Raw genomic sequence first — 21,960 nt, forward strand, 5'->3', positions numbered from 1 at the left:
GTGAAGGAGATTGCGGATGCCCTCACGTCCCAGGACAGTTGCGCCAGAGACGCTCGGGCCGACGATCACGATCGGCGAAATTCTGGTGGAGATCATGGCGACCACCGTCGGTGCCGGCTTCCTGGAGCCGCAATCCCTGACGGGGCCCTATCCAAGCGGCGCGCCGGCCATTTTCATTGATCAGGTTGCGCGTTTGGACGGTGCCGCCGGCATCATCGCCAGCGTCGGCAATGACGATTTCGGGCGGCTGAATGTCGAGCGTCTGCGGCGGGACGGCGTCGACGTCTCCGCTATTGCCATCAGCGCCGACTGGCCGACGGGCAGCGCTTTCGTCCGCTACCGGCAGGACGGCGCCCGCGATTTCGTCTTCAACATCGCCAGATCCGCCGCCGGTCAGATCGCCCTGACGCCGGCCGCCGAGACGCTCGTTCAGCGGGCCGGCCATGTGCATGTCATGGGAACGGCTCTTTCCATCCCCGGTGCCCGAGAGGTGGTTCTTTACGCCATTGAGACGGTGCGCGCTCGCGGCGGGTCGGTTTCCCTCGACCCCAATCTCCGTAAGGAACTGCTGACGGATGGCGACGCGCTGAAAAGCTTCGACAAGGTGCTTGCAGCGGCTGACCTATTACTGCCATCAGGCGACGAGCTTTTCACCGCCGCTGGAATAACCGACGAGGCCTCGGCTGTCGCAAGGCTGCTGGAGCGGGGTATCGGCGAAATCGTCCTGAAGCGGGGCGAGCAAGGTGCATCCTTCTTCACCCACGACCTCGCGCGCGTTGATTGCGCCGCCTTCGCTGTCGACGAGATCGATCCGACCGGTGCGGGCGACTGCTTCGGCGCAACCTATCTCACCTGCCGCCGCAAAGGCATGGCCCCCGGGGCCGCCCTTCTCCATGCCAACGCGGCCGGTGCTCGCAACGTGACCCGGCTCGGCCCGATGGAAGGCGTCTCGACCCTTGCCGAACTCACGGCTTTTATCGCCGAAACCCCGAGGAGATAGACGATGGACCGGATGTTGATCCGTCTTGCCGCCGCCCGGCGTGAAGGCAGACCCTTCGGCATCACCTCTGTCTGTTCCGCCCATCCCGTCGTACTCAGGGCCGCCATCCGACGGGCGGTGCGCGATGGTATGCCGGTCCTGATCGAGGCGACCTGCAATCAGGTCAACCATCTCGGCGGCTATACCGGGATGACACCGGAAGACTTCATCCGCTTTGCCGAGCGCATCGCTACCGAGGAAGGGCTCGACCGTCCGCAGATGATCTTCGGGGGCGATCACCTCGGTCCCAATCCATGGCGCAAGGAGAGGCCGGAAGCAGCGCTCGCGAAGGCCGAGGCCATGATCGAAGCCTACGTCCGAGCGGGATTCAGCAAGATCCATCTCGATGCCTCGATGGGCTGCGCCGGCGAGCCGGCCGCACTCGACGACCGGACGATCGCCGAGCGCGCCGCACGATTGGCGCAGGTGAGCGAAAGGACGGCGAAGGCGGTCGGCGCGCCGCTGCCGCTTTATATTCTCGGCACCGAAGTTCCGGTGCCGGGCGGCGCCGACCATGCGCTGGAAGAACTTCGGCCGACCGCGCCGGAGGCCGCCCGCGCAACGATCGCCATTCATCGCGAGATCTTTTCGCGCGCGGGATTGGAAGACGCCTTTTCCCGCGTCATCGCCTTCGTCGTCCAGCCGGGCGTCGAATTCGGCAGCGAGAACGTGATCGGCTACAGACCCGAGCTCGCGACTGAATTGACCGCCCTTCTCGACGAGGAACCGCAATTTGTCTTTGAAGCGCATTCCACGGATTATCAGACGCGCGATGCGCTGACGCGGCTGGTAAAGGACGGCTTTCCGATCCTGAAGGTCGGCCCGGGCCTGACCTTTGCGTTGCGTGAGGCCGCCTATGCGCTCGATATGATCGCCTCAGAGATGGTTGCCGGTTATGGCGATAGACCGCTTATGGCCGCGATGGACGCGCTGATGCTGTCGGCACCGGGCGACTGGCAGGCCCATTATCACGGCGACGAGACGGCTTTGCGTCTGCAGCGGCACTACAGCTACAGCGATCGTATCCGCTATTACTGGAACAAGCCGGAGGCCGACCGGGCGTTCGAGAATCTGCTCAGCGTGCTGCGCGGAAAGACGATCCCGGAGACGCTACTGCATCAGTATCTGCCGCAGATTTCGGCGGCCGAAGCCGGCGATCCCGAGACCATGTTGATTACCGCAGTCGACAGTGTGCTGGCCGATTACCAGAGCGCTTGCGGCACGATGCCCTGAACTTTTCCGAGCAAAAAGGAGGACGCCTGGCTGCCGGGCCGCGAATCCGCCCTTCCCTCTCCGACGCTTACCGCGTCGTATAGCCACCATCGATGACCAGCACTTCGCCGGTGACATAGCTTGCGGCGGCCGAGCAGAGGAACAAGGCTGCACCCGCCACCTCCTCCGGCTGCCCGACACGGCCCATTGGCGTCATGCTGCGCCAGGTCGGGAACCAATCCGGATTGGCGATGCCGCCGCGCGACATATCGGTCTCGATATAGCCGGGAGCAATGGCATTGACGCGGATGTTCTCGGCGGCGACTTCGCTTGCCAGGCTCTTCGTCATCATATGGACTGCCGCTTTGGAGGCGTTATAAGCGACCTGATTCTGCGGAATGTTGGACACGATGCCGGAGATCGAGCCGATATTGAGGATGACGCCGCCGCCCTGGCGCCGCATCGGTGCAAGTGCTGCGCGGCAGGCGCGAAAAACGGCGTCGACATTGACAGTCATGATCTCGCGCCAGATGGCATCGGAGAATTCCCCACTGTCGCCATGAATGGCGATGCCGGCATTGTTGACGAGGATATCGAGCCGACCCGCCCGTGAGAGTATCTCGGCAATGAGCCTATCGGCAGCATGGTCTGTCATCATGTCGGCGACGACGAAATCGCGATCGACGCCGGCCTTGGCCAGCCGGTCTTCCGCCGCCGCGCTGCGGGTTCTCCCGCTGATGAAGACTTTGGCGCCCGCCTCGCCGAGTGCCTCGGCGATCGCCAGGCCGATGCCGCGCGTGCCGCCGGTCACAAGCGCCACCTGTCCGTTCAGGCGAAATCTGTCGAAGATCATGGCCGTTTCCTTTCTGTGGCTATGGGGGCTGGCGCATCTGCTCAGATGTCGGTGCTCTGCGGCAGAATGACGAGGTCGCGGATCGTGACGTTGCGTGGGCGCGTCAGCATGAAGAGCACCGCTTCGGCCACTTCTTTCGGCTCCATCAGACCACCGGCGGCGAGCGCCTCGTCGAGCTTCTCCTGCGGCCAATCGCTCAGAAGAGCGGTCACGACAGGCCCTGGCGCGACGGCGCCGACCCGCAAACCATGCTTGGCAACCTGGCGCCGGAGGGTGTGGACGAAGGCCTGGACCGCGTGTTTGGAAGCCGTATAGATCGGCTCCCAGACCACCGGGATCATCCCGGCGACCGAACTCGTCAGGATGATATCGCCGGTCTTGCGTCCGACCATATGCGGCAGGACGGCATGCACCGAGCGAAATGCGGCGTTGATGTTCAGGTTGAGCATGCGATCCCAGGCGTCGGGATCGCCGTCAAGCACTTCACCGCCGATATAGGAGCCGGCATTGGCATGGAAAATGTCCAACTGGCCCGCTTCCTCCAGAATAGCGGGCATCATCTGCGCCACGCTTTTTGGATCCAAGAGATCGACGACCAGGGGAATTGCCTTTTCGCCGAGTTTCGAGCAGACATCCCTCAACGCCTCTTCGTTGCGGTCGATCAGCACGACGCGGGCGCCTGATGCAAGCACGGTCCTGGCGCACTCCAGGCCGATACCCGACGCCGCCCCAGTGACGGCCGCGACTTTTCCAGACAGATCCTGTCCCATTTTCTTCCTCTGCTTTCCTGTTGATCTAGGCCCGGCCGTGTGAAATGCGCGAGCGGCGTGCCAGTGAGTCGACGATGACGGCGACGGCAAGAACGGCCCCCGTGATCATGTAACGAAGCGATGACGACAGATCGAGGAGCGTCAGACCGCTGGCGATCGACTGGATGACGATGATGCCGAGAAGGGCCGAATAGGCACTGCCGCGTCCGCCGAACAGGCTGGTGCCGCCGATGACCGCCGCAGCGATGGCGTTGAGATTGACGTCGCCGGTGCCCGCCTGCTGGCTGGCCGTCGCCAGTCGCGCTGCCGACAGCACGCCGCCGGTCGCGGCCAGCAGAGCGCACATGACGAAGGCGCTCGCATAGATGCGTGATACGTTGATGCCCGATCGGCGGGCCGCCTCCCTGTTGCCGCCGACGGCATGCATGGAGCGGCCCCACTTCGTGCGGGTCAGCGCATAGTTCATCGCTGCGACCAGGCCGACGAACAGGCCAAACATCCATGGAATGCCGCGGGACTGGTTGAGATAGAAGGCGACCGCTTCCAGAGCGACGGTGATGATGACGGCACGCAGAAGCAGTCCGCCAACCGATTTCGAGGACAAGCCGGCCGCCCGTCGGCGCGCCGCCGTGCGGTAGCTCGCGAAGAAGAAGCCAAAGCCCGCAACCGCCACCAGCAGATAGGCGACCGGGTCGGGCATGACCATGATCTGGCCGAAGTTCACCAGCCACGACCCATAGGGAAGATTGATCGAACCGGTTGCTCCGAGCATATACAGCTGCAGGCCGAGAACCGCGAGCAGTCCGGACAGCGTGGAGACGAAGCTCGGCATCCCGAAGCGGTTGAACAGGAACGCGTAGAGCGAGCCGATCAGAGCGCCGACGATCATCGCGGCGAGCACCGCCGCGACCACCGGCCAGCCCTGATTGACCCAGAAGACGCCGGTGAGCGCCGAGGCGAAGCCGCTGACCGAACCGACGGAGAGATCGATCTCGCCGACCATCAGGATGCAGACGATACCGAGCGAGATGACGCCGACCGTCGAGCAGTCGAATAGCATGTTCACGAGGTTGGCGCTGGAGAGAAACACCGGATTGAGCGCCTGGAAGACCGTCCAGATGATCGCCAGGCCGACGATGACAGGCAGCGAGCCGAGGTCGCCCGAGCGGATGCGGTCCCAGAAGGCGCGGACCGACCCGGCAAGGCTGTCGTCATGGCGCACTCTTTCGTCGCGCCGGTCGAGAAGCGCGGGTGATGCCGGTTCGTTCTGAATGGTCTTCATCATGGCCTTCCCTCCTCATTCTCTTGGCTCTGTGCCTTGCGGCGCATGGCGCGGCGGGAGACGGAATTGTTGGATGCGCCGGTAATCGCGCTGACGAGCTCTTCGTTGGATGCGTCGGGCATGAAGGTGCCGTTGTTGCGGCCGAGCCGAAGGACGACGATACGGTCGGCGACGGCCCGCACATCCTCCATGTTATGGCTGATCATGATGACGCCGAGGCCGCGTTCACGCACGCGTTCGATCAGATCCAGTACCTCGGCGGTCTGGGCAACGCCGAGTGCGGCGGTGGGTTCGTCGAGCATGATCAGTTTCGGTTCGAGCAACAGCGACCGGGCGATCGCTACTGTTTGACGCTGGCCCCCGGAAAGCGAAGCGACGGGCTCACGCACGCTCGGGATCCGCGCGGAAAGTTCGTTCAGAAGCTTCCAGGCGCGGATCTCCATCGCGACCTCGTCGAGCTGGAAGGGATTGAGCTCCTTTCCGAGAAAGATGTTGGCGACGACGTCGAGATTTTCGCACAGCGCCAAATCCTGGAACACGGTCGCAATGCCCAGATTGAGCGCAGCGCTGGGGCTCGATAAATCTGCCTGTTGACCCTCGAACAGGATGGTGCCCGAGGTTGGCTGGTGCACGCCGGCCAGGATCTTGACCAGCGTCGATTTGCCGGCGCCATTGTCGCCCACCAGCGCCACGACTTCACCGGCATGCACATCGAGTTCGATATCGGTCAGCGCCGACACCGCTCCGAAATTCTTCGAAATTCCACGCAGGCTGAGGACGGGCTGGCGGGACTCAAATTGATAAGAGGTTTCAGACATCGCCTGGTCTTTCGGAAAAAGCGAAATCGGAAGCGCGACCGATGGCGGTCGCGCTTCCCTTTGGATTATTTGGTGATGCCGAGCTTCTTGCAGCCGTCTGCGTAACGGCCGGTGCAGAGTTCTTCGGCGGTGTTGATCTTCTTGTCGATGATCTCGGCCTTCAGGTTTTCGGCAGTGACGACGGCCGGCACGAAAAGCTGGGCGGGCGTGTCGTAGAGCGTCATCTCGGCCTTGATTGTCTCACCTGCCAACAGCTTCACGGCGACATCGGCAGCGGCAGCGGCGACGATTTCGCTCGGCTTGGAGATCGTGTTGTACTGATCCCCGGATATGATGAGCTGCAGCGCGGCGATCGTCGCGTCATTGCCGGTCACCGGCGGCACCGGATCGACACCGGCTGCCTTGAAGGCTGCGATGGCACCACCGCCGGTGCCGTCATTGGCGGCGACGACGCCGACGATCTGCTTTCCGAAACGCGTGATCTGTCCGGCGGCCCATTGCTGGGCGTTCGCCGGCTGCCAGTTCGGCGTATCGAATTCGGCAAGCGTCTTGTATCCGCCGCTCGCCAGACCCTCATGAATGCCGTCCTTGATCAGCCCGGCAGCGGCATCGGTCGGCGAGCCGTTGATCTGCAGAATGCCGCCGCCGTCAGTCGGCACGTTCTTGGCCTTCAGATGCTGGACCAGCGACTCCGCGATCGCCTTGCCGATCGCCTTATTGTCGAAGGAGACGTAGAAATCGGCCTTGCCCTTCGGGATCGGGCGGTCATAGGCGATGACCTTGACGCCCTGACTCTGGGCGAGTTGAACGAGAGAGGCTGCCGCCGCCGAATCCACCGGATCCAGCACGATGACCTTGGCGCCCTGGGTGATCGCCGAATTGAACTGTTGCTGCTGTTTGGCGATATCGGCATCGGCATTCTGATAGATGACCTTGCAGGACGCACAAAGCTTCTTCATTTCGGCGACGAAGCCCGGATGGTCGTGCTCTTCATAACGGGTCGAGCCCTGGTCGGGCATAAGGAACGCGACGGTTGCATCCGCCACCGCGCTTTGTGCAAAGGCGGAACTCCCGCCGAGCAAGGACAGCATAAGTGCCGCGGCGCCTACCGCTCTTGTCGAAAATTTCGTCATTTCCATCTCCTCCCATTGGAAAAAATCGTGTAGTGCATGATTGCAGTGTTCTGCTGTGCCGTTCGGCTGAATGAGCGGCTGTGCCTGTCCCGGCTGTTTCTGAGGACAAGCGTCTCCTTTCGCGAGCGGCTCCTCGCGCGCTCACGTTCAAGCCTGCGTCAGTTTTCGCTCCTCCTCCTTGTCCTCCCCTATTGCCGTCTTCGGCGGACCTTATGCCGCCTTCGCCACGTTGATATTGTCACCCAACAATCGCCGGAAGCGGGATGGCGTCATGCCTTTTTCCGCGAGAAACTGGCGGTTGAAGTTGGACAGATTGTTGAAGCCGACCTCGAAGCAGATGTCGGTGATCGACGCATGCTCGTCGCTCATCAGGATCTGGCAGGCGAGATTGATGCGCAGGCGTTTCACATATTGCACGAGCGACATGCCGGTATGGCGGCGGAAAGCGCGTGAGAAGGCGCCTGTGGACTGTCCGGCAATTTCAGCGAGATCGGTTTCGTCGAAGGATTTCGTCAGATTTTCTCTGATATAGGCGAGCGCCTTATTGATGCCGGCCGACATATAGCCCGAGGGGTCGGGCAGATAGCTGGGGCTTGCGAGAAGCTGGGCATCCTGCGCCCGGCTGAGCAGCCCGACGATCATCATGAAGAGCTCGATACGGCGTACGCCCTGGGCCTGCTGCACCTCGTTCATCAGAGGCGCCGCCTGCCGGCTGGTCTCAGTGCCGAAGAGCACGCCCCGGCGGGACGCTTCGAGGACCGGCTCGAAGGGATTGAGCTCGGGCAGCACCTTCATCGTGTCGCTGATGAAATTCTCACTGAACTGGATTAGCTGGCATCGAAGCGGAATGCTCGATCCCTTCGGGACGTCGCTGATCCAGTTGTGAGGAAGATTGGGGCCGGCCAGCACCAGATTGCCCGGTTCGAACTCGCCGATGAAATCGCCGACGAAATAGCGTCCTGTGGTCGCCACGACGAGATGCAGTTCATATTCCGGATGAAAATGCCAGCGAACGGTGTGATAGGGATAGCCATGCGCCTTCGTTGCGAAGGATTCGCCCGGTCTGATCTGAACGACTTCCAAGTCAGGTTCCATCGTTTCCTCCTCCGAGGGGCGGTTCTACGTCCGCCTGCCAAATTCCCTTTTGGCTTTATTATTATGACGAGTGTAGTGGGCTCGCTTCATGCCCGCCACCACGATTCCCGGCCAAAACCGATACTTTTTTGATGATTGACGCAACGCAGGCGGCGCAAAGACGACGGGAATCTGCCCTTGAGACCGTCTGAAATTCATCTCAGGCGGCCAGGGCGGCAATGACATTCCTGACCAGCGCAGCCGAAGACAGCCGGCTCGTGGCGCAGCTTGGGGCGCCGATGGCCCCGACACGCACGGAGACGCCGCCGCGCGCATTGGCGATCGCAAACATCGACTCGTCGGTCAAATCATCGCCGATAGTAATGGGGCAGCGGTTCTTGAAAGGATCTGACTGAAAAAAGCGCTCCAGCGCATCGCCCTTGCTCGACCGTGCCGGTCGCAACTCGAACACCCTTTTACCGAGCTGCAACGCCCAGTTCGGTCCGGCCAGCTCCGCATAGTGATGCATGCGCTCCTCGAGCACTTTCTCATATTCGGGCGCCAGCCGGTAGTGCGCGGCAACGGCGGCACCCTTATCCTCTATCAGAACTCCCGGATAATGTTCGGCTTCGGCGGTCAATGCATGTTTCAGTGCCTGGAACTCGGGGGTCGCCTCGACCGTATGCATTCCGGCGGCGCTCCTGATCTCGGCGCCATGCAGGCCTGCGGTTGGAAATGCAAAGGGCTTGAACAGCTCGTCTGCATAAGCAAGCGAGCGCCCGGTGACCAGCGCCAAGGCGCCGCCGAGCTTGTTGGAAAGGCGATGAAGGTGTCCGGGCAGGTCCTCTGGGACCTCAATCGCATCCGGTGTCGGTGCAAGATTGAGCAGTGTTCCGTCGATGTCGAGGAACATCGCCCAATGATCAGGTTCCTCCAGCACCATTGAAAGCATTTCCTGGGTAGCGGTGTCGTTCTGCACGGCATTCTCCAAACTTTGCAATCAGTGAAGCTAGGTCGCCCGCCGGCAAGGACAAGATGACGTCGGCGGCACGGGAACATCCAAAGGCGGGTCAGCGTTTAATCTCGCCGCCCGTTCAAGCACTCGCGCCGCAAAGGTAAATCGATGGCCAAAAGCAATTCCAAGAATAGCGAGGAGGTCATCGCGCCGTTGGCGCATGGCGCGACTGTTTTGCCGCTGGTGACGATCGACGACTACAACAATGAACTGCGTGACAAGAACGGCTTTGTTGGCGACAACGCCAACAAGAAGACTTTCCAGCAGAAGCTCGACAATTGGAGAAAACATGTCCGCAAGTTCGGAGATGACCCGATCGGGAAGGTTTCGACAGCCAAGCTTTCCAAGAAAAAAATCGAGTCTCTGCTGAAAGGGGACGACATGGAGGCCGCCGCACTGGTCATGGGGGCGGTGGAGGACTTCGCGCAGGACTTTGCCGAGGTCATCAAAAAATTCCTCAAGGACGAGCGCTGGTCCAAGACCGAGCGCATCGTCGTCGGCGGCGGCTTCAGACAGAGCCGCTTCGGGGAACTGACGATCGCCAGGACCATGGTTCTGCTCAAGGCGGCCGGCATCAATATCGAGGTCGTCCCGATCGTCCACCATCCCGACGAGGCTGGGCTGATCGGCTCCGTCCACCTCATGCCTTCCTGGATGTTCAAAGGCTATGAGGCGATGCTGGCCGTCGATATCGGCGGCACAAACGTCCGTGCCGGAGTCGTCGAGTTCGGAAAGGAAAAAAAACCGCACTTCGCCGATGCGAGTGTCTGGGAATCAACGATCTGGCGTCACGCCGACGACGAGCCGAGCCGCAGTGCGACGGTAGAAAGGCTGGCGGCGATGTTGCAGGAACTGATCGATAAGGCAGAAAAGGCCAATCTGAAGCCGGCCCCGATCATCGGGATCGGCTGTCCCGGTATCATCAAGGCAGACGGCTCGATCGAACGCGGCGGACAGAACCTGCCGGGCGGCAATTGGGAAAGCGACAGCTTCAACCTTCCCGCCGCACTGATGAAGGCCATCCCCGCAATCGGCGATCACAGCACATTCGTGATGATGCACAATGACGCCGTCGTGCAGGGCCTGTCGCAGATCCCTTTCATCGATGACGTATCGACATGGGCGGTACTGACCATCGGCACAGGGTTGGGCAATGCCCATTTCACCAATCGCGAGGGATGAAAGCGCGATAGCCCGACCAAGAACGGGAAAGCGGCCGGCAGAGCAGGTCGTCCTCCTCCGCGCGGACCGCAATATAGAGTCGGCCGGCGCTGCGTCACCTTATGGTAAATAACAGGTAAACAACGAGGAATTCCGTAGACGGAAGCAAATTCGCCCATAGGTTCCGCTAGGCAAGTGCAGGTTTCCGGAGGGGTAGGTCGATACGGGACCGTTAACGATTTCGATCATACCTCTCCAGACATGATTCGCATAGCGCGAGCGTTTGCAATCCTCACGGTCGATGGTCGCAGCTGACTGTTCCAGTCTGCGCCCAACCGCAACTCGCGACTCCTCTAGTACGCATTGTCTGAACGGAACGCGGCCGTCGTATCCGCGGGCATGCCGTCGCATTGTCGCCGTCGCAAGCGCCATCTCGGGAGCGATGCTTGATTGAGCCCCTCTCCTTTTTCGCCGCACATGGAAAAGATGGTGATAAAGTCGGCGGGCGGTTCTCCGCCGGTTCAAATTGCGCTTATCTCTCCTTCACGCAAGCCCATATGCAGACGAAAGATGGAAGATGAACTTCAAGGGAATAAGCGCTCCGCTCAATGCCGGCCGTCTCGAACAAATGCTCGGGCTTGCCCCGTCACGCCGCGATCCCGAATCCCAAGATGGGAATGTCAAGTCTTCCGGCGTCGAGCCCGTCCGCGGCTTGGAGGCCGAAAGCCTCTGCCCTTCGTCTGCTTATAAATAGGAAGCGGCATTTACCTGGTCGGCCTGTGCCAAGCCCAGTTATCTCCGAGATGAGTCGGCGGTGCCTTCAGGTCCGTCGAGAACCTGCCGCGATATGTCGGGGCGGCTTTGGCGATGCGGGTTCGCCGCCGTTGTCAGCTGACAATTGCGCTAAGATTCCGGAATTCCACGTAATTTTTTCGACGAATTCAGTTTGCTATATATTGGCTAACCAAGAATTCGCTTGACGGAATCGGGAGACTCACGATCATTTGCGCAAAATTGCCCGATTTATCAGGATTTGCGTGAATGCCGACCAAGGCCGCGATTGTTGAGAAAGCCAGAAGAGCGAGTCAAGTCTCGATCGACGAGACGATTGCGCAGGACTCGACGATGCTCAGCAGCCAGCTCCAGGTGCTGTTCGAGCGGTTGTTTTCGCCCGATGCCCGTAAGTCGCTGCGGCGGTTCAGCAGCACCGAGGCCGCCAAGCTGCTCGGCGTCACCGACAGCTATGTTCGTCATCTCACTGCCCAGGTGGAAAGCATCAATCCTGAAAAGACGTCCGCCGGTCGCCGTGTCTTCTCGCTCGAAGAAATCCATGCGATGCGCCAGCATCTGGGGCGCACCAAACCATCCTATCTGCCGATGCGCCGGCCGGGCGATCATCTCCAGGTGATCGCCGTCACCAATTTCAAGGGCGGATCCGGCAAGACGACAACGTCAATCCATCTGGCGCAGTTCCTGGCGCTGCGTGGCTATCGCGTGCTCGCCGTCGACCTTGACCCGCAGGCGTCGATGTCGGCGATGCTCGGATATCAGCCGGAGTTCGATGTCGGTGAAAACGAGACGCTTTACGGCGCCATCAAGTATGACGAGACGCGCCGTGACGTGGCCGACATCGTCCGCCAGACCTATTTCCCCGGTCTCGATCTCATCCCGGGCAATCTCGAACTGCACGAGTTCGAGCACGATACGCCGAAGGCGCTGGCCGACAGCAATCGCGACGACAAGGACATGTTCTTCATGCGGGTCGGCAATGCGCTGCATTCGCTGGAGCAGAGCTACGACGTCGTCATCATCGATTGCCCCCCTACCCTCGGCTTTCTGACGCTGTCTGCTCTCTGCGCTGCGACTGCCGTGCTGATCACCGTTCATCCACAGATGCTCGACGTGGCGTCGATGAACCAGTTCCTGACGATGACCTCCGACCTTTTGGCCGTCGTCAAACAGGCCGGCGGCAATCTCGAATATGACTGGATGCGTTATCTGATCACCCGCTATGAGTCCAATGACGGTCCGCAGGCGCAGATCGTCGCCTTCCTGCGCAGCCTGTTCGGCGAGCGCGTGCTGACCTCGATGATGGTAAAGTCAACGGCGGTTTCGGACGCTGGCCTGTCCAAGCAGACGATCTACGAGGCGGGCCGCGAGACGATGCATCGCCAGACCTATGACCGCGGCGTCGAATCCGTCGACAACGTCAATGCCGAGGTCGAGCAACTCATCCGCAGTGCATGGAGCAGGACATGAGCCCAAAAGGTCGCGATATCCTGAAGAGCATGGTTGGCGCCGTCGAACCGGCACGGCCGGAGACGCCAAGCGCGCCACCGCCGCATCGGCCGTCGGGTGCGGTCAAGGCGATGAACCTGTCGCTGGGACGGTTAGGAGAGGAAGCAGCGGCCGCCAAGGCCCTGCGTGAGTCCCTCGCCTCTGGCGACAAAGTGCTGGAGATCGATCCGGCTGTCGTCGAAATGTCCTTTATTCGTGACCGCATCCCGGTCGACAAGGATCCCGAGTTCGAGCGATTGAAGCAGTCGATCCAGGAAAGCGGACAGCAGGTTCCGATCCTTGTGCGCCCGGACCCGGTAAAGGCCGGGCATTACCAGGCCGCCTATGGCCACCGGCGCTTGCGTGCGGCCGCGGAGACCGGTGTTGCCGTCAAGGCCGTTGTGCGCAAACTCACGGATGAAGAGTTGATCCTTGCGCAGGGTCAGGAGAACGGCCCGCGTGTCGACTTGAGTTTCATCGAACGGGCGCTGTTTGCGCGACGCATGGATGAGCATGGCTTCAGTCGCGACATGATTGCCCAGGCGCTGGCGACGGATAAACCGGAAACGTCACGGCTGCTGCAGGTGGCGCAGACGATCGATCCCGAGATTATCCTTGCCATTGGACCTGCGCCCAAGGTGGGGCGCCCCCGCTGGCTGGCCTTTGCCGAAAAATTCAGGGAGACAGGTGGGCGGAAGAAGGTGCAGGCCGCAATCGCCGGCGCCGCTTTCCAAACGCTGGAGAGCAATAGCCGCTTCGATGTCACCTGGAAGGCACTGGAGGAGAAGGGCGCGCCGCAGCGGGTCGAGCAGACGCTTCGGACGCAAAGCGGCGGGACGCTTGCTTCGGTGAGCCGCTCGGGCAAGAGCTTTCGCATCACCGTTAAATCGGCGGCATTTTCTGATTTCCTGGCTCGGCGGTTGGCAGGTCTCGCCGCCGAATTTGAAGAGGAAAATAACGGAAAATGAGGCAGTTTAACTGATTGTCAGCTGACAATTTGAACAGGAGATAACGCGCAAAAGAAAAAAGCCCCCGAACGTCACCGTCACGGAAGCTTTCCTCGTAGTCTTGAACACCTCCGAGAATCGCACTTCCGAGAATCGCTGTCAAGAGTTTTTGGCGCCGTTCAGGCGAGCAGATTTCTGTTGCCTCGTCGAGGTGGAAGATATGGAAACCGGAAGTATAACGACGCCCTTTGGGCGGCGGTCGATGACGCTTGGAATGCTCGCAAACCAGGTCATGGCAAGCGAGATCAAGCCTGATCAGTCGGTCGACAAATGGAAACTGTTTCGCGCGCTGTGCGAAGCAAAGCCGTTGCTCGGCATCACCGATCGCGCGCTTGCGGTGCTCAACGCGTTGTTGAGCTTTTATCCGAAGAACGAACTGGCCCAGGAAAACGGCTTGATCGTCTTCCCGTCGAATATCCAGCTGTCGCTCCGAACGCATGGCATGGCCGAACAGACGGTGCGGCGCCATCTTGCGGCACTTGTCGAGGCGGGGCTCCTGTTGCGCAAGGACAGTCCCAACGGCAAGCGCTATGTCCGCAGGGACAGCGCAGGGGAGGTCAACGAGGCCTTCGGCTTCTCGCTGGCGCCACTGCTTGCCCGGGCCGAGGAGATCGAGCAGCTCGCAGCCGAGGTGATGGCGGAGCGACAGCACGTCCAGCGCTTGCGCGAACGCGTCACCCTTTGCCGCCGTGATATCGCCAAGCTGATCGAAGCGGGCGTCGAGGAGGACGTGCCAGGGGATTGGCAGGGGCTGTATCAGGAATTTCGGGACTTGGTCGAAGGCCTGCCGAGGTCGCCGACGACAGCCCAGATCGAACAGCTGCTGGATGAATTGACGGCACTTCGGGCGGAGATCCTTAACCGGCTGCAAACTCAGATTAAATCAACAAAACAGCGCGGCAATGCCCATTATATCGAGCGTCACATACAGAATTCAAATCCCGAATCCACTTCTGAACTTGAACCAAGCTTCGAAACGAAGCAGGGCGCAGCGGCGGAGCAAGACAATGGGCGAGGGGTCGTGACGATGGAAGGGAAGAAGCACGAGGATGCCGAGATGACCAAGCTGGAGGAACGGCAAGGCGGGGGACCGGGCGGTCGCCATAATGCTGGCGGCCTGAAATCCTTCCCGCTTGGCCTGGTCCTGCAGGCCTGCCCGGAAATCCTGGCCTATGGGCCGAATGGCGTGATCGGCAACTGGCGCGAGCTGATGAGCGCTGCCGTCACGGTTCGATCGATGCTGGGCGTCAGCCCGTCAGCCTATGAGGAGGCGGCAAATGTGATGGGCGCTGAGAACGCTGCGACCGTGATGGCATGCATCCTGGAACGCGGGGGCCACATCAATTCAGCCGGCGGTTATCTTCGCGACCTGACGCGGCGAAGTGAAAAGGGAGAATTCGCGATCGGCCCGATGCTGATGGCGCTCCTGCGGGCAAATGCGCCGGCCGGCCGAAAGGCTGGATAGGTCTCGGCGGCTGCCGGTGGTCGGGTGGATGCCGGCGAAGCATGTCAAAACGGAGGAGGGACGATGTGGAGAATTTCAGCGGATAAGCCTTCGCTCGAGGAAAGCCTGCATGTCGCGGCGTCCGTCCACCACGCAATAGACGACGACGTCGGTGCCGATGATGCGGTAGATCATACGCCAGGGTTTATGGTGCAGTTCCCGGTATTCGGAGATGCCGATGCTGGCCAATTCCCTTGGGATATTTCTGCGGGCGGGGAATTCTTCGAGATCGGCACAGGCGCTCTCGATTTCCGTCAGGATGCGTTCCGCCGTTTCGGTGCCGTCGCGACCGGCGATGAAACGATAGAAATCCTCGACGTCGCGCTCCGCGCCTTCGGCGAAAAGAACACGATAAGGCATCAGGACTGGCTGTCGGCCAGACGCTTGCGAATGTGCGCGAAGGATTCCGCAGCGGGGCGCGTCTTGCCTTCCTCGACTTGCCGATTGGTAAGCGCCAGCACCTTCAGGAGCGCCAAGGTCTCCTGTGTCTCTTCATACTGGCCGACATCCTGAAGGATCGCCTTTGCCTCGCCGTGAAGGGTTATGACGACAGGCTGCGGGTTGTCCTTCAGCGTCCGGATGATTTCGGGCGCGTGCGCCTTGAGATAGCTGATCGGCTTGACCCGTTCTGACAGCTTCATGCGATTACTCCCTTTCGACCAAAATATAGATCATCAAATGGTCGATTGGAAGAGCTCAACCGGCGATCCCAGCACGCCATCGGAGCGTTCAGGCGCGCCTGCTTTTTTCCCCTCAGTGGCTGCGAAAGAGAATGTCATTTCTTATAACAAAGTTTGTCTACTGATTTTATAGAGTAAGTTTTGCAACCATTGAGCGGATCGCGGCGTCATGACTTACCTCCTCAGCCTTCTCGACAAAAGCCCGATCGAACAGGGCCTTTCCGCCGTGGACGCGTTGAGGGCGACGGTGAAGATCGCCACCCGGGCCGAGGAACTCGGTTATCACCGATTCTGGGTCGCCGAACACCATAACATGTCCAACCTGGCGAGCTCCGCACCGGAAGCGTTGATCGCCTACCTTCTCGCCAGGACCTCCAAGATCCGCGTCGGCTCCGGCGGCGTCATGCTGCAGCATTATAGCGCCTACAAGGTTGCCGAGACCTTCAATCTACTGGCTTCGCTCGCGCCCGGCCGCGTCGATCTTGGAGTCGGCAAAGCGCCGGGCGGTTTCCCGCTATCGACGCGGGCTCTGCAGCTTGCCGTCGATCCGTCTAGGAAGCCGGATTTTGCACGCCAACTTTCGGACCTCAATACCTATCTCGCCGCCGACCCCAACTACGACGGCGCGCAGGCAACGCCCTTTCCGCCGATGGCTCCTGAACGTTTCCTGCTCGGCGCCAGTGTCGAAAGCGCCGAACTCGCTGCCGAGAAGGGCTGGCAGCTCGTCTTCGCCGGCCACCTGAACGGCGATCCTGACAATCTCAGCAAGACTTTCGCGGCCTATGAGCGGGCATCCGGCGGCAAGCGCCCGATCCTGGCGCTCGCCGCCTTTGCCGCCGAAAGCGAGGAATATGCCCGCGAGCGCGTCGGTAGTCTGCGCATCGTCAAGGTGTTCCTGCCGAGCGGCCAGACCGTCAATGTCGGCAGTGAGGAGCAGGCAGCCGAATTTGCCCGTCAGGCGGGCGTCACCGACTACCGCATCGAGGAAAAGGTGCCGAGCGTGCTCCACGGCACGGCCAAGCAGATCCGCGGGGAACTGGACCAGCTTCACCGCCGGTACGGCGTCAAGGAGTTCGTCCTCGACACGCCGGCGCTTTCAACCGCCGACCGCCTTGCCTCGATCGAGCTGCTCGCCGCCGAGCGGCTGTCCCTCGTCGCCTGACCCTTTTCAAGGAGGATCGAATCCCATGACTCAGAAACACGTCACGTTCGGCATCATGCTGCAGGGGCCTGGCGGCCATATGAATGCCTGGAAGCATCCGAGCGGGCCAGCCGATGCCAGCGTCAATTTCGACTTCGTCGTCGAAACGGCACGCAAGGCGGAGGCTGCCGGCATCGCCTTTGCCTTCGTCGCCGACGGACTTTATATCAACGAACACTCGATCCCGCATTTCCTCAACCGGTTCGAGCCGATCGCCATTCTCTCGGCGCTGGCAGCCTCCACCTCGAAGATCGGGCTTGTCGGCACGGTCTCGACCTCCTACAGCGATCCCTTCACCATCGCCCGCCAGTTCGCCTCGATCGATCTCATCAGCGGCGGCAGGGCAGGGTGGAATGCGGTGACCTCGCCGCTCGAAGGCTCGGGGCGCAATTACAGCCGCGAACATCCCGAGCACGAGCTGCGCTACGAGATCGCCGAGGATTATATCGAAGCGATCAAAGGCCTCTGGGATTCCTGGGACGACGATGCTTTCGTGCGCAATCGCGAGACTGGCGTCTTTGTCGATAAGACGAAGATGCATCGGCTCAACCATAAGGGCCGTTTTTTCCGCATCGAGGGGCCGCTCAACATCGGCCGTTCGAAGCAGGGCCAGCCCGTCGTCTTTCAGGCCGGTGCTTCGGATTCCGGTATCCGGCTTGCCGGCAAACATGCCGATGCCGTCTTCACCAATGGCGGGCCGTTCGATGAGGCGCAGACCTTCTACCGGCAGCTCAAGGACAGCGTGATTGCGCATGGCCGCAGTGCCGCGGAAGTCGGTATCTATCCAGGCATCGGGCCGATCGTCGGAGCGACGCCCGAGGAGGCGGAAGCCAAGTACCAGGCGATCCGCAATCTCGTCACGATCGAAGAGGCGCTCCTCTACCTCGGCCGCTTCTTCGATCATCATGATTTCAGCGTCTACCCGCTCGACGATCAGTTCCCTGAACTGGGCGATATCGGCAGGAACAATTTCCGCGCCACCACCGATCGCATCAAAAGGACAGCACGGGAAAAAGGGCTGACGCTGCGCCAGGTCGCGCTCGATTCAGCAACGCCGCGCACTGCCTTCATCGGCACTGCCGAGCATATCGCCGACGAGATCATCCGCTGGGTGGATCATGGCGCCGCCGACGGCTTCATCCTCGGCTTTCCCGTCATTGCCGAGGGCTTCGACGATTTCGCCCGATATGTCCTGCCGATCCTCACCGAGCGCGGCTATTTCGATCCCGTCCTGAAGGGCGAGACGCTGCGCGACCATCTGGGCCTGCCCTTCCGCGAAAGCCGCTATGCGACCGCTACGGATGAGCTCGAACGCGGAAAGGCTGTCGGCGCCTGAGGCGCCGGCGAACCGCCATGGACGTCATCGCTCAGAACCCGTGCAGCAACGATCCGGTCGAGAAGGGCATCGCCTGCTATCTCGATGAAATCATCGCGCTGCGCCATGATCTGCACCAATATCCCGAGCTGGCGTTCCAGGAGCTGAGGACCAGCAAGCTCGTGGCATCCCGCCTTTCCTCCTGGGGCTATGAGGTGGCGACGGGCATTGCCGGCACCGGCATCGTCGCCACCCTCAGGCGCGGCGAAGGCAAGAGGCGCCTTGGCATCCGGGCCGATATGGACGCGCTGCCGATCGAGGAGGCGACCGACCTTGGCTATGCCAGCAGCAACCCCGGCGTCATGCATGCCTGCGGCCATGACGGGCACACGTCCATCCTGCTGGCGGCTGCCCGCTATCTCGCAGAGAGCGGCACTTTCAACGGCACGCTCCGGCTGATCTTCCAGCCGGCGGAAGAGATCGGCGCGGGCGCCCGAAAGATGATTTCGGAAGGGTTGTTCGAACGTTTTCCCGTCGATGCGGTGTTCGGGTTGCACAACTGGCCCGGTGTCGCGGCAGGTCAGTTCGGCTTTGTCACCGGCCCCGCCATGGCGTCGGTCGACCAGGCGGTCGTCAGGATCATCGGCAAGGGCGGCCATGGCGCCGAGCCGCACCGCGCCGTCGACCCGGTGCTGGCGTCGGCCTCCTTCATCACCGCGCTCCAGAGCGTCGTCTCGCGGAATGTCGATCCGCAGGACATGGCGGTCGCCACCGTCGGCTCGATCCATGCCGGATCCGCCTCGAACGTTATCCCGGAAAGCGTGGAGATGAAGCTCACCATGCGGGCCTTCAGCGAGACGGTCCGCCAGCTGCTGCAGGAGCGCATTCCGGCCCTTGCCCGCGCCCAGGCCGAAAGCTTCGGCGCCGAGGCTGACGTGAACTACCGGCTCGGTTTTCCGGCGCTCATTAATCACGCAAAAGAAACGGCCTTTGCCCGCGACGTCGCCTATGACGCGCTCGGTCTTGCCGCGATCGAGAAGGATTTCCGGCCGAGAACCGCAAGCGAGGATTTCGCCTTCATGCTGCAGGCCAATCCCGGCAGCTATCTCTTCGTCGGCAATGGCGACAGCGCTCCTCTCCACAGCGCCCATTACGATTTCAACGACGCGATCATCGCGCCGGCCGCCCGCTATTGGGTGCGCCTCGCGGAAACCTTCCTCACTGAAGACAACGGGTGATGAACGATATGAGCGATTCGTTTCTCTATACGACCCCTCTCGATCCCCGCGCCAAGCCGCTGATCGATGAGCTGATCTACGAATATGACAGCCGCTACGGCAATTATTTCAACGCCGAGGGTGCAGCGGCCGAGCTCAACCGCTATCCCCCCGAGGCCTTCGCGCCGCCTCATGGCAATTTTCTGCTGTTGATCCGGAATGGTGAAACCATCGGCGGCGGCGCCTTCAAGCACTATGACGATCGCACGGCCGAGTTCAAACGCATCTGGACGCGCTCCGATCTGCGCCGCCAGGGCCTCGCGCGCAAGGTTTTGGTGGAGCTGGAAGCCCAGGCCGCGCGCCAAGGTTATGGCAGGATCTATCTGACGACCGGTTTCCGCCAACCGGAGGCCGTCGGCCTTTATCTGAATTATGGCTACACCGCGCTCTTCGACACGGCTGCCGACCCCGAGATCTACAAGAGCCTGCCCTTCGAAAAGGACATCACCCATCTCGCTGCGCCGGCTTTCGAAAGCGAACCGCGCCTGAAGGTGGCCGGCGCAAGTCTCTGAAACGGCAGACCGACAATCATAAAAGGGAAACAACAATGGCACTGACGACGGATTTTGCAGGCCTCGAGCCCGCCAGCGGGACGGCAGAACCGAGGCAGGACACTTCCCGTTACCGCATCGTGCCGGCCCGCCATCCCGAGCGGCTGGCGGGTACGATATTCGCCGCTGTCGTCATCGTCGCGGTGCTCTATTCCACCTTCACCAATCCGCGTTGGGGTTGGGGCGTCTTTGCCGAATGGTTCTTTGCCGAACCAGTGCTCGTCGGCCTTGGCAGGACATTGATCCTGACCGCGCTCGCCGCCGTTTCCGGCTCCATCCTCGGAACGGCTCTGGCGCTCGCCCGTGTTTCCAAGTCGCCGCTGCTATCAGGCCTTTCCTGGGGCTATATCTGGCTGCTGCGCTCGATCCCCATGATCGTGCTGCTCTTGATCTTGAACAATCTCGGCTACCTCTACGAAACGATCAGGATTGGGGTTCCCTTCACCGACACTGTCTTGTTCAGCTATCCCACCGTGCAACTGCTGACGCCTTTTGCCGCTGCGTACCTTGGCCTCACGCTCAACCAGTCGGCGTTTTTCGCCGAGATCGTCCGCGGCGGCATTCTGTCGGTGGATCATGGGCAGCTGGAGGCCGCAGCCGCGCTCGGTCTGCCGCGCCGCCGCCAGGCTTTCCGCATCGTGCTACCACAGGCCATGCGCTCCATCCTGCCGACCGGTTTCAACGAGCTCATCGGATTGGCAAAAAGCACATCCATGGTTTACGTGCTGGCGCTGCCGGAGCTCTTTTACACGGTCCAGGTCATCTACCGCCGCAATCTCGAAGTCATTCCGCTGCTGATGGTCGCGACGGTCTGGTATCTGATCATCATGACCGTGCTCTCGGTCGCCCAGCACTATATCGAGCGCTATTTCTCCAGGGGCGCCGTGCGCAATCCGACGCCGCTGCCCTTCCAGGCATTCCTGGAGCGCTTCCGCCGTCCGCTGCCGGCCCTCGATAATACGACCGACAGAGCACGCAATCTCGGGTTCCATGACTCGACGGCACTGCGGACAGGCGGTGCGGTGCGCATCCACGCTATCTCCAAAAGTTTCGGATCGTTGAAGGTGCTCGATGGTGTCGAGCTCAACCTGGCGGCGGGCAGCGTGACGGCCCTCCTGGGCCCTTCCGGTTCGGGAAAATCGACTCTGCTGCGCTCTATCAACCATCTGGAACGTGTCGACGAGGGCTTCATCTCCGTCGACGGCGACTTCGTCGGCTACAGCAGGAAAGGAGATACGCTCTATGAGCTCAAGGAAAAGGATATCCTCAAGCGCCGCGCCGATATCGGCATGGTTTTCCAGAGCTTCAACCTCTTCCCGCATCTGACCGTTCTCGAAAACCTCATCGAGGCACCGATCCAGGTTCGCGGCATCGGCCGCGAGGAAGCCGTGCAATTGGCGCGGGAACTCCTCGCCCGTATCGGCCTCAGCGACAAGATCAACGCCTATCCGCGCCAGCTCTCCGGTGGCCAGCAGCAGCGCGTGGCGATCGCCCGGGCGCTGGCGCTCCGCCCCAAGGTTCTGCTCTTCGATGAGCCGACTTCCGCGCTCGATCCGGAACTCGTCGGCGAAGTGCTCGATGTCATCAAGGAACTGGCCCGCACCGGCACGACGCTCGTCATCGTCACCCATGAAATCGGTTTCGCCCGCGAGGTCGCCGACACCGTCGTCTTCATGGAAAGCGGCCGTATCCTGGAGGCTGGCCCTCCGGCCCGGATCTTTACGCAAGCGGAACATCCTCGAACACGCGAATTCCTCGCCAAGGTTCTCTAGCGCCGACAACGCTGGTGAA

Annotated in this window: 20 protein-coding genes; 11 read left to right on the forward strand and 9 right to left on the reverse strand. The window is 61.3% G+C overall.

Going from position 1 to position 21,960, the window contains the following annotated elements; genetic code table 11:
* Nucleotides 1-16: 16 nt before the first annotated feature.
* Both J7U39_RS29480 and J7U39_RS29485 read left to right on the forward strand, forming a co-directional pair.
* Nucleotides 17-1,000 carry a sugar kinase gene (locus J7U39_RS29480; RefSeq protein ID WP_210633509.1) on the forward strand — a complete coding sequence of 328 codons (984 nt, stop codon included), beginning with the start codon at nt 17-19 and terminating at the stop codon, nt 998-1,000.
* Between the two features lie 3 nt (nt 1,001-1,003).
* Entirely contained in the window at nt 1,004-2,272 is a 1,269-nt protein-coding gene (locus J7U39_RS29485) for a D-tagatose-bisphosphate aldolase, class II, non-catalytic subunit (RefSeq protein ID WP_210633510.1), read from the forward strand.
* A gap of 67 nt (nt 2,273-2,339) precedes the next feature.
* Here the strand turns inward: J7U39_RS29485 and J7U39_RS29490 are convergent, their stop codons facing one another.
* The 7 genes from J7U39_RS29490 to otsB form a co-directional block, all read right to left on the reverse strand.
* Nucleotides 2,340-3,104: an SDR family NAD(P)-dependent oxidoreductase gene (locus J7U39_RS29490; protein WP_210633511.1), complete on the reverse strand. Its 765-nt coding sequence runs from the start codon at nt 3,102-3,104 to the stop codon at nt 2,340-2,342.
* A gap of 41 nt (nt 3,105-3,145) precedes the next feature.
* The gene (locus J7U39_RS29495; RefSeq protein WP_210633512.1) at nt 3,146-3,874 is read right to left on the reverse strand and encodes an SDR family oxidoreductase; all 729 of its coding nucleotides are present in this window, start codon (nt 3,872-3,874) and stop codon (nt 3,146-3,148) included.
* Nucleotides 3,875-3,899: 25 nt separating this feature from the next.
* Complete coding sequence (locus J7U39_RS29500) at nt 3,900-5,159, reverse strand: sugar ABC transporter permease (protein ID WP_210633513.1); 1,260 nt, start codon at nt 5,157-5,159, stop codon at nt 3,900-3,902.
* Nucleotides 5,156-5,974, reverse strand: a complete 819-nt coding sequence (locus tag J7U39_RS29505) for an ATP-binding cassette domain-containing protein (RefSeq protein ID WP_210633514.1) — start codon at nt 5,972-5,974, stop codon at nt 5,156-5,158. Before J7U39_RS29505 ends, J7U39_RS29500 begins: the two co-directional genes overlap by 4 nt.
* Before the next feature lie 65 nt (nt 5,975-6,039).
* Nucleotides 6,040-7,113 (reverse strand): sugar ABC transporter substrate-binding protein, encoded by a 1,074-nt coding sequence (locus tag J7U39_RS29510; RefSeq protein ID WP_210633515.1) that lies wholly within the window; start codon nt 7,111-7,113, stop codon nt 6,040-6,042.
* A 204-nt stretch (nt 7,114-7,317) separates the two neighbouring features.
* The gene (locus J7U39_RS29515) at nt 7,318-8,202 is read right to left on the reverse strand and encodes an AraC family transcriptional regulator (protein ID WP_210633516.1); all 885 of its coding nucleotides are present in this window, start codon (nt 8,200-8,202) and stop codon (nt 7,318-7,320) included.
* 199 nt (nt 8,203-8,401) lie between these two features.
* Nucleotides 8,402-9,181 carry a trehalose-phosphatase gene (gene otsB, locus J7U39_RS29520; RefSeq protein ID WP_210633517.1) on the reverse strand — a complete coding sequence of 260 codons (780 nt, stop codon included), beginning with the start codon at nt 9,179-9,181 and terminating at the stop codon, nt 8,402-8,404.
* A gap of 123 nt (nt 9,182-9,304) precedes the next feature.
* On the opposite strand from otsB, the gene J7U39_RS29525 reads away from it, so the two are divergent.
* The 4 genes from J7U39_RS29525 to repC all read left to right on the forward strand — a co-directional run bounded on the left by J7U39_RS29525 (nt 9,305) and on the right by repC (nt 15,106).
* Complete coding sequence (locus J7U39_RS29525; RefSeq protein WP_210633518.1) at nt 9,305-10,378, forward strand: ROK family protein; 1,074 nt, start codon at nt 9,305-9,307, stop codon at nt 10,376-10,378.
* A 1,020-nt stretch (nt 10,379-11,398) separates the two neighbouring features.
* Entirely contained in the window at nt 11,399-12,616 is a 1,218-nt protein-coding gene (repA, locus tag J7U39_RS29530) for a plasmid partitioning protein RepA (protein ID WP_210633519.1), read from the forward strand.
* A complete protein-coding gene (gene repB, locus J7U39_RS29535; RefSeq protein ID WP_210633520.1) occupies nt 12,613-13,602 on the forward strand; it encodes a plasmid partitioning protein RepB in 990 nt (329 codons plus the stop codon). The genes repA and repB overlap by 4 nt, the downstream gene beginning before the upstream one ends.
* A gap of 199 nt (nt 13,603-13,801) precedes the next feature.
* Complete coding sequence (gene repC / locus J7U39_RS29540) at nt 13,802-15,106, forward strand: plasmid replication protein RepC (protein WP_210633521.1); 1,305 nt, start codon at nt 13,802-13,804, stop codon at nt 15,104-15,106.
* A 75-nt stretch (nt 15,107-15,181) separates the two neighbouring features.
* Here the strand turns inward: repC and J7U39_RS29545 are convergent, their stop codons facing one another.
* A complete protein-coding gene (locus tag J7U39_RS29545; RefSeq protein ID WP_210633522.1) occupies nt 15,182-15,505 on the reverse strand; it encodes a type II toxin-antitoxin system RelE/ParE family toxin in 324 nt (107 codons plus the stop codon).
* Complete coding sequence (locus J7U39_RS29550; protein WP_210633523.1) at nt 15,505-15,786, reverse strand: type II toxin-antitoxin system Phd/YefM family antitoxin; 282 nt, start codon at nt 15,784-15,786, stop codon at nt 15,505-15,507. Before J7U39_RS29550 ends, J7U39_RS29545 begins: the two co-directional genes overlap by 1 nt.
* A 208-nt stretch (nt 15,787-15,994) precedes the next feature.
* On the opposite strand from J7U39_RS29550, the gene J7U39_RS29555 reads away from it, so the two are divergent.
* The 5 genes from J7U39_RS29555 to J7U39_RS32220 are packed head-to-tail and all read left to right on the forward strand — an operon-like array spanning nt 15,995 to nt 21,941.
* On the forward strand, nt 15,995-16,987 hold the full coding sequence (locus J7U39_RS29555; RefSeq protein ID WP_210633524.1) for an LLM class flavin-dependent oxidoreductase: 993 nt from the start codon (nt 15,995-15,997) through the stop codon (nt 16,985-16,987).
* Between the two features lie 25 nt (nt 16,988-17,012).
* Nucleotides 17,013-18,362, forward strand: a complete 1,350-nt coding sequence (locus J7U39_RS29560) for an LLM class flavin-dependent oxidoreductase (protein ID WP_210633525.1) — start codon at nt 17,013-17,015, stop codon at nt 18,360-18,362.
* 17 nt (nt 18,363-18,379) lie between these two features.
* Nucleotides 18,380-19,579, forward strand: coding sequence for a M20 aminoacylase family protein (locus tag J7U39_RS29565; RefSeq protein ID WP_210633526.1), 1,200 nt, complete (start codon nt 18,380-18,382; stop codon nt 19,577-19,579).
* Complete coding sequence (locus tag J7U39_RS29570; RefSeq protein WP_210633527.1) at nt 19,576-20,130, forward strand: GNAT family N-acetyltransferase; 555 nt, start codon at nt 19,576-19,578, stop codon at nt 20,128-20,130. The genes J7U39_RS29565 and J7U39_RS29570 overlap by 4 nt, the downstream gene beginning before the upstream one ends.
* 35 nt (nt 20,131-20,165) lie before the next feature.
* The gene (locus J7U39_RS32220) at nt 20,166-21,941 is read left to right on the forward strand and encodes an amino acid ABC transporter permease/ATP-binding protein (protein ID WP_210633528.1); all 1,776 of its coding nucleotides are present in this window, start codon (nt 20,166-20,168) and stop codon (nt 21,939-21,941) included.
* Nucleotides 21,942-21,960 lie beyond the last annotated feature (19 nt).

It is taken from the genome of Rhizobium sp. NLR16a (assembly GCF_017948245.1).
In the GTDB taxonomy this organism is placed as follows: domain Bacteria; phylum Pseudomonadota; class Alphaproteobacteria; order Rhizobiales; family Rhizobiaceae; genus Rhizobium.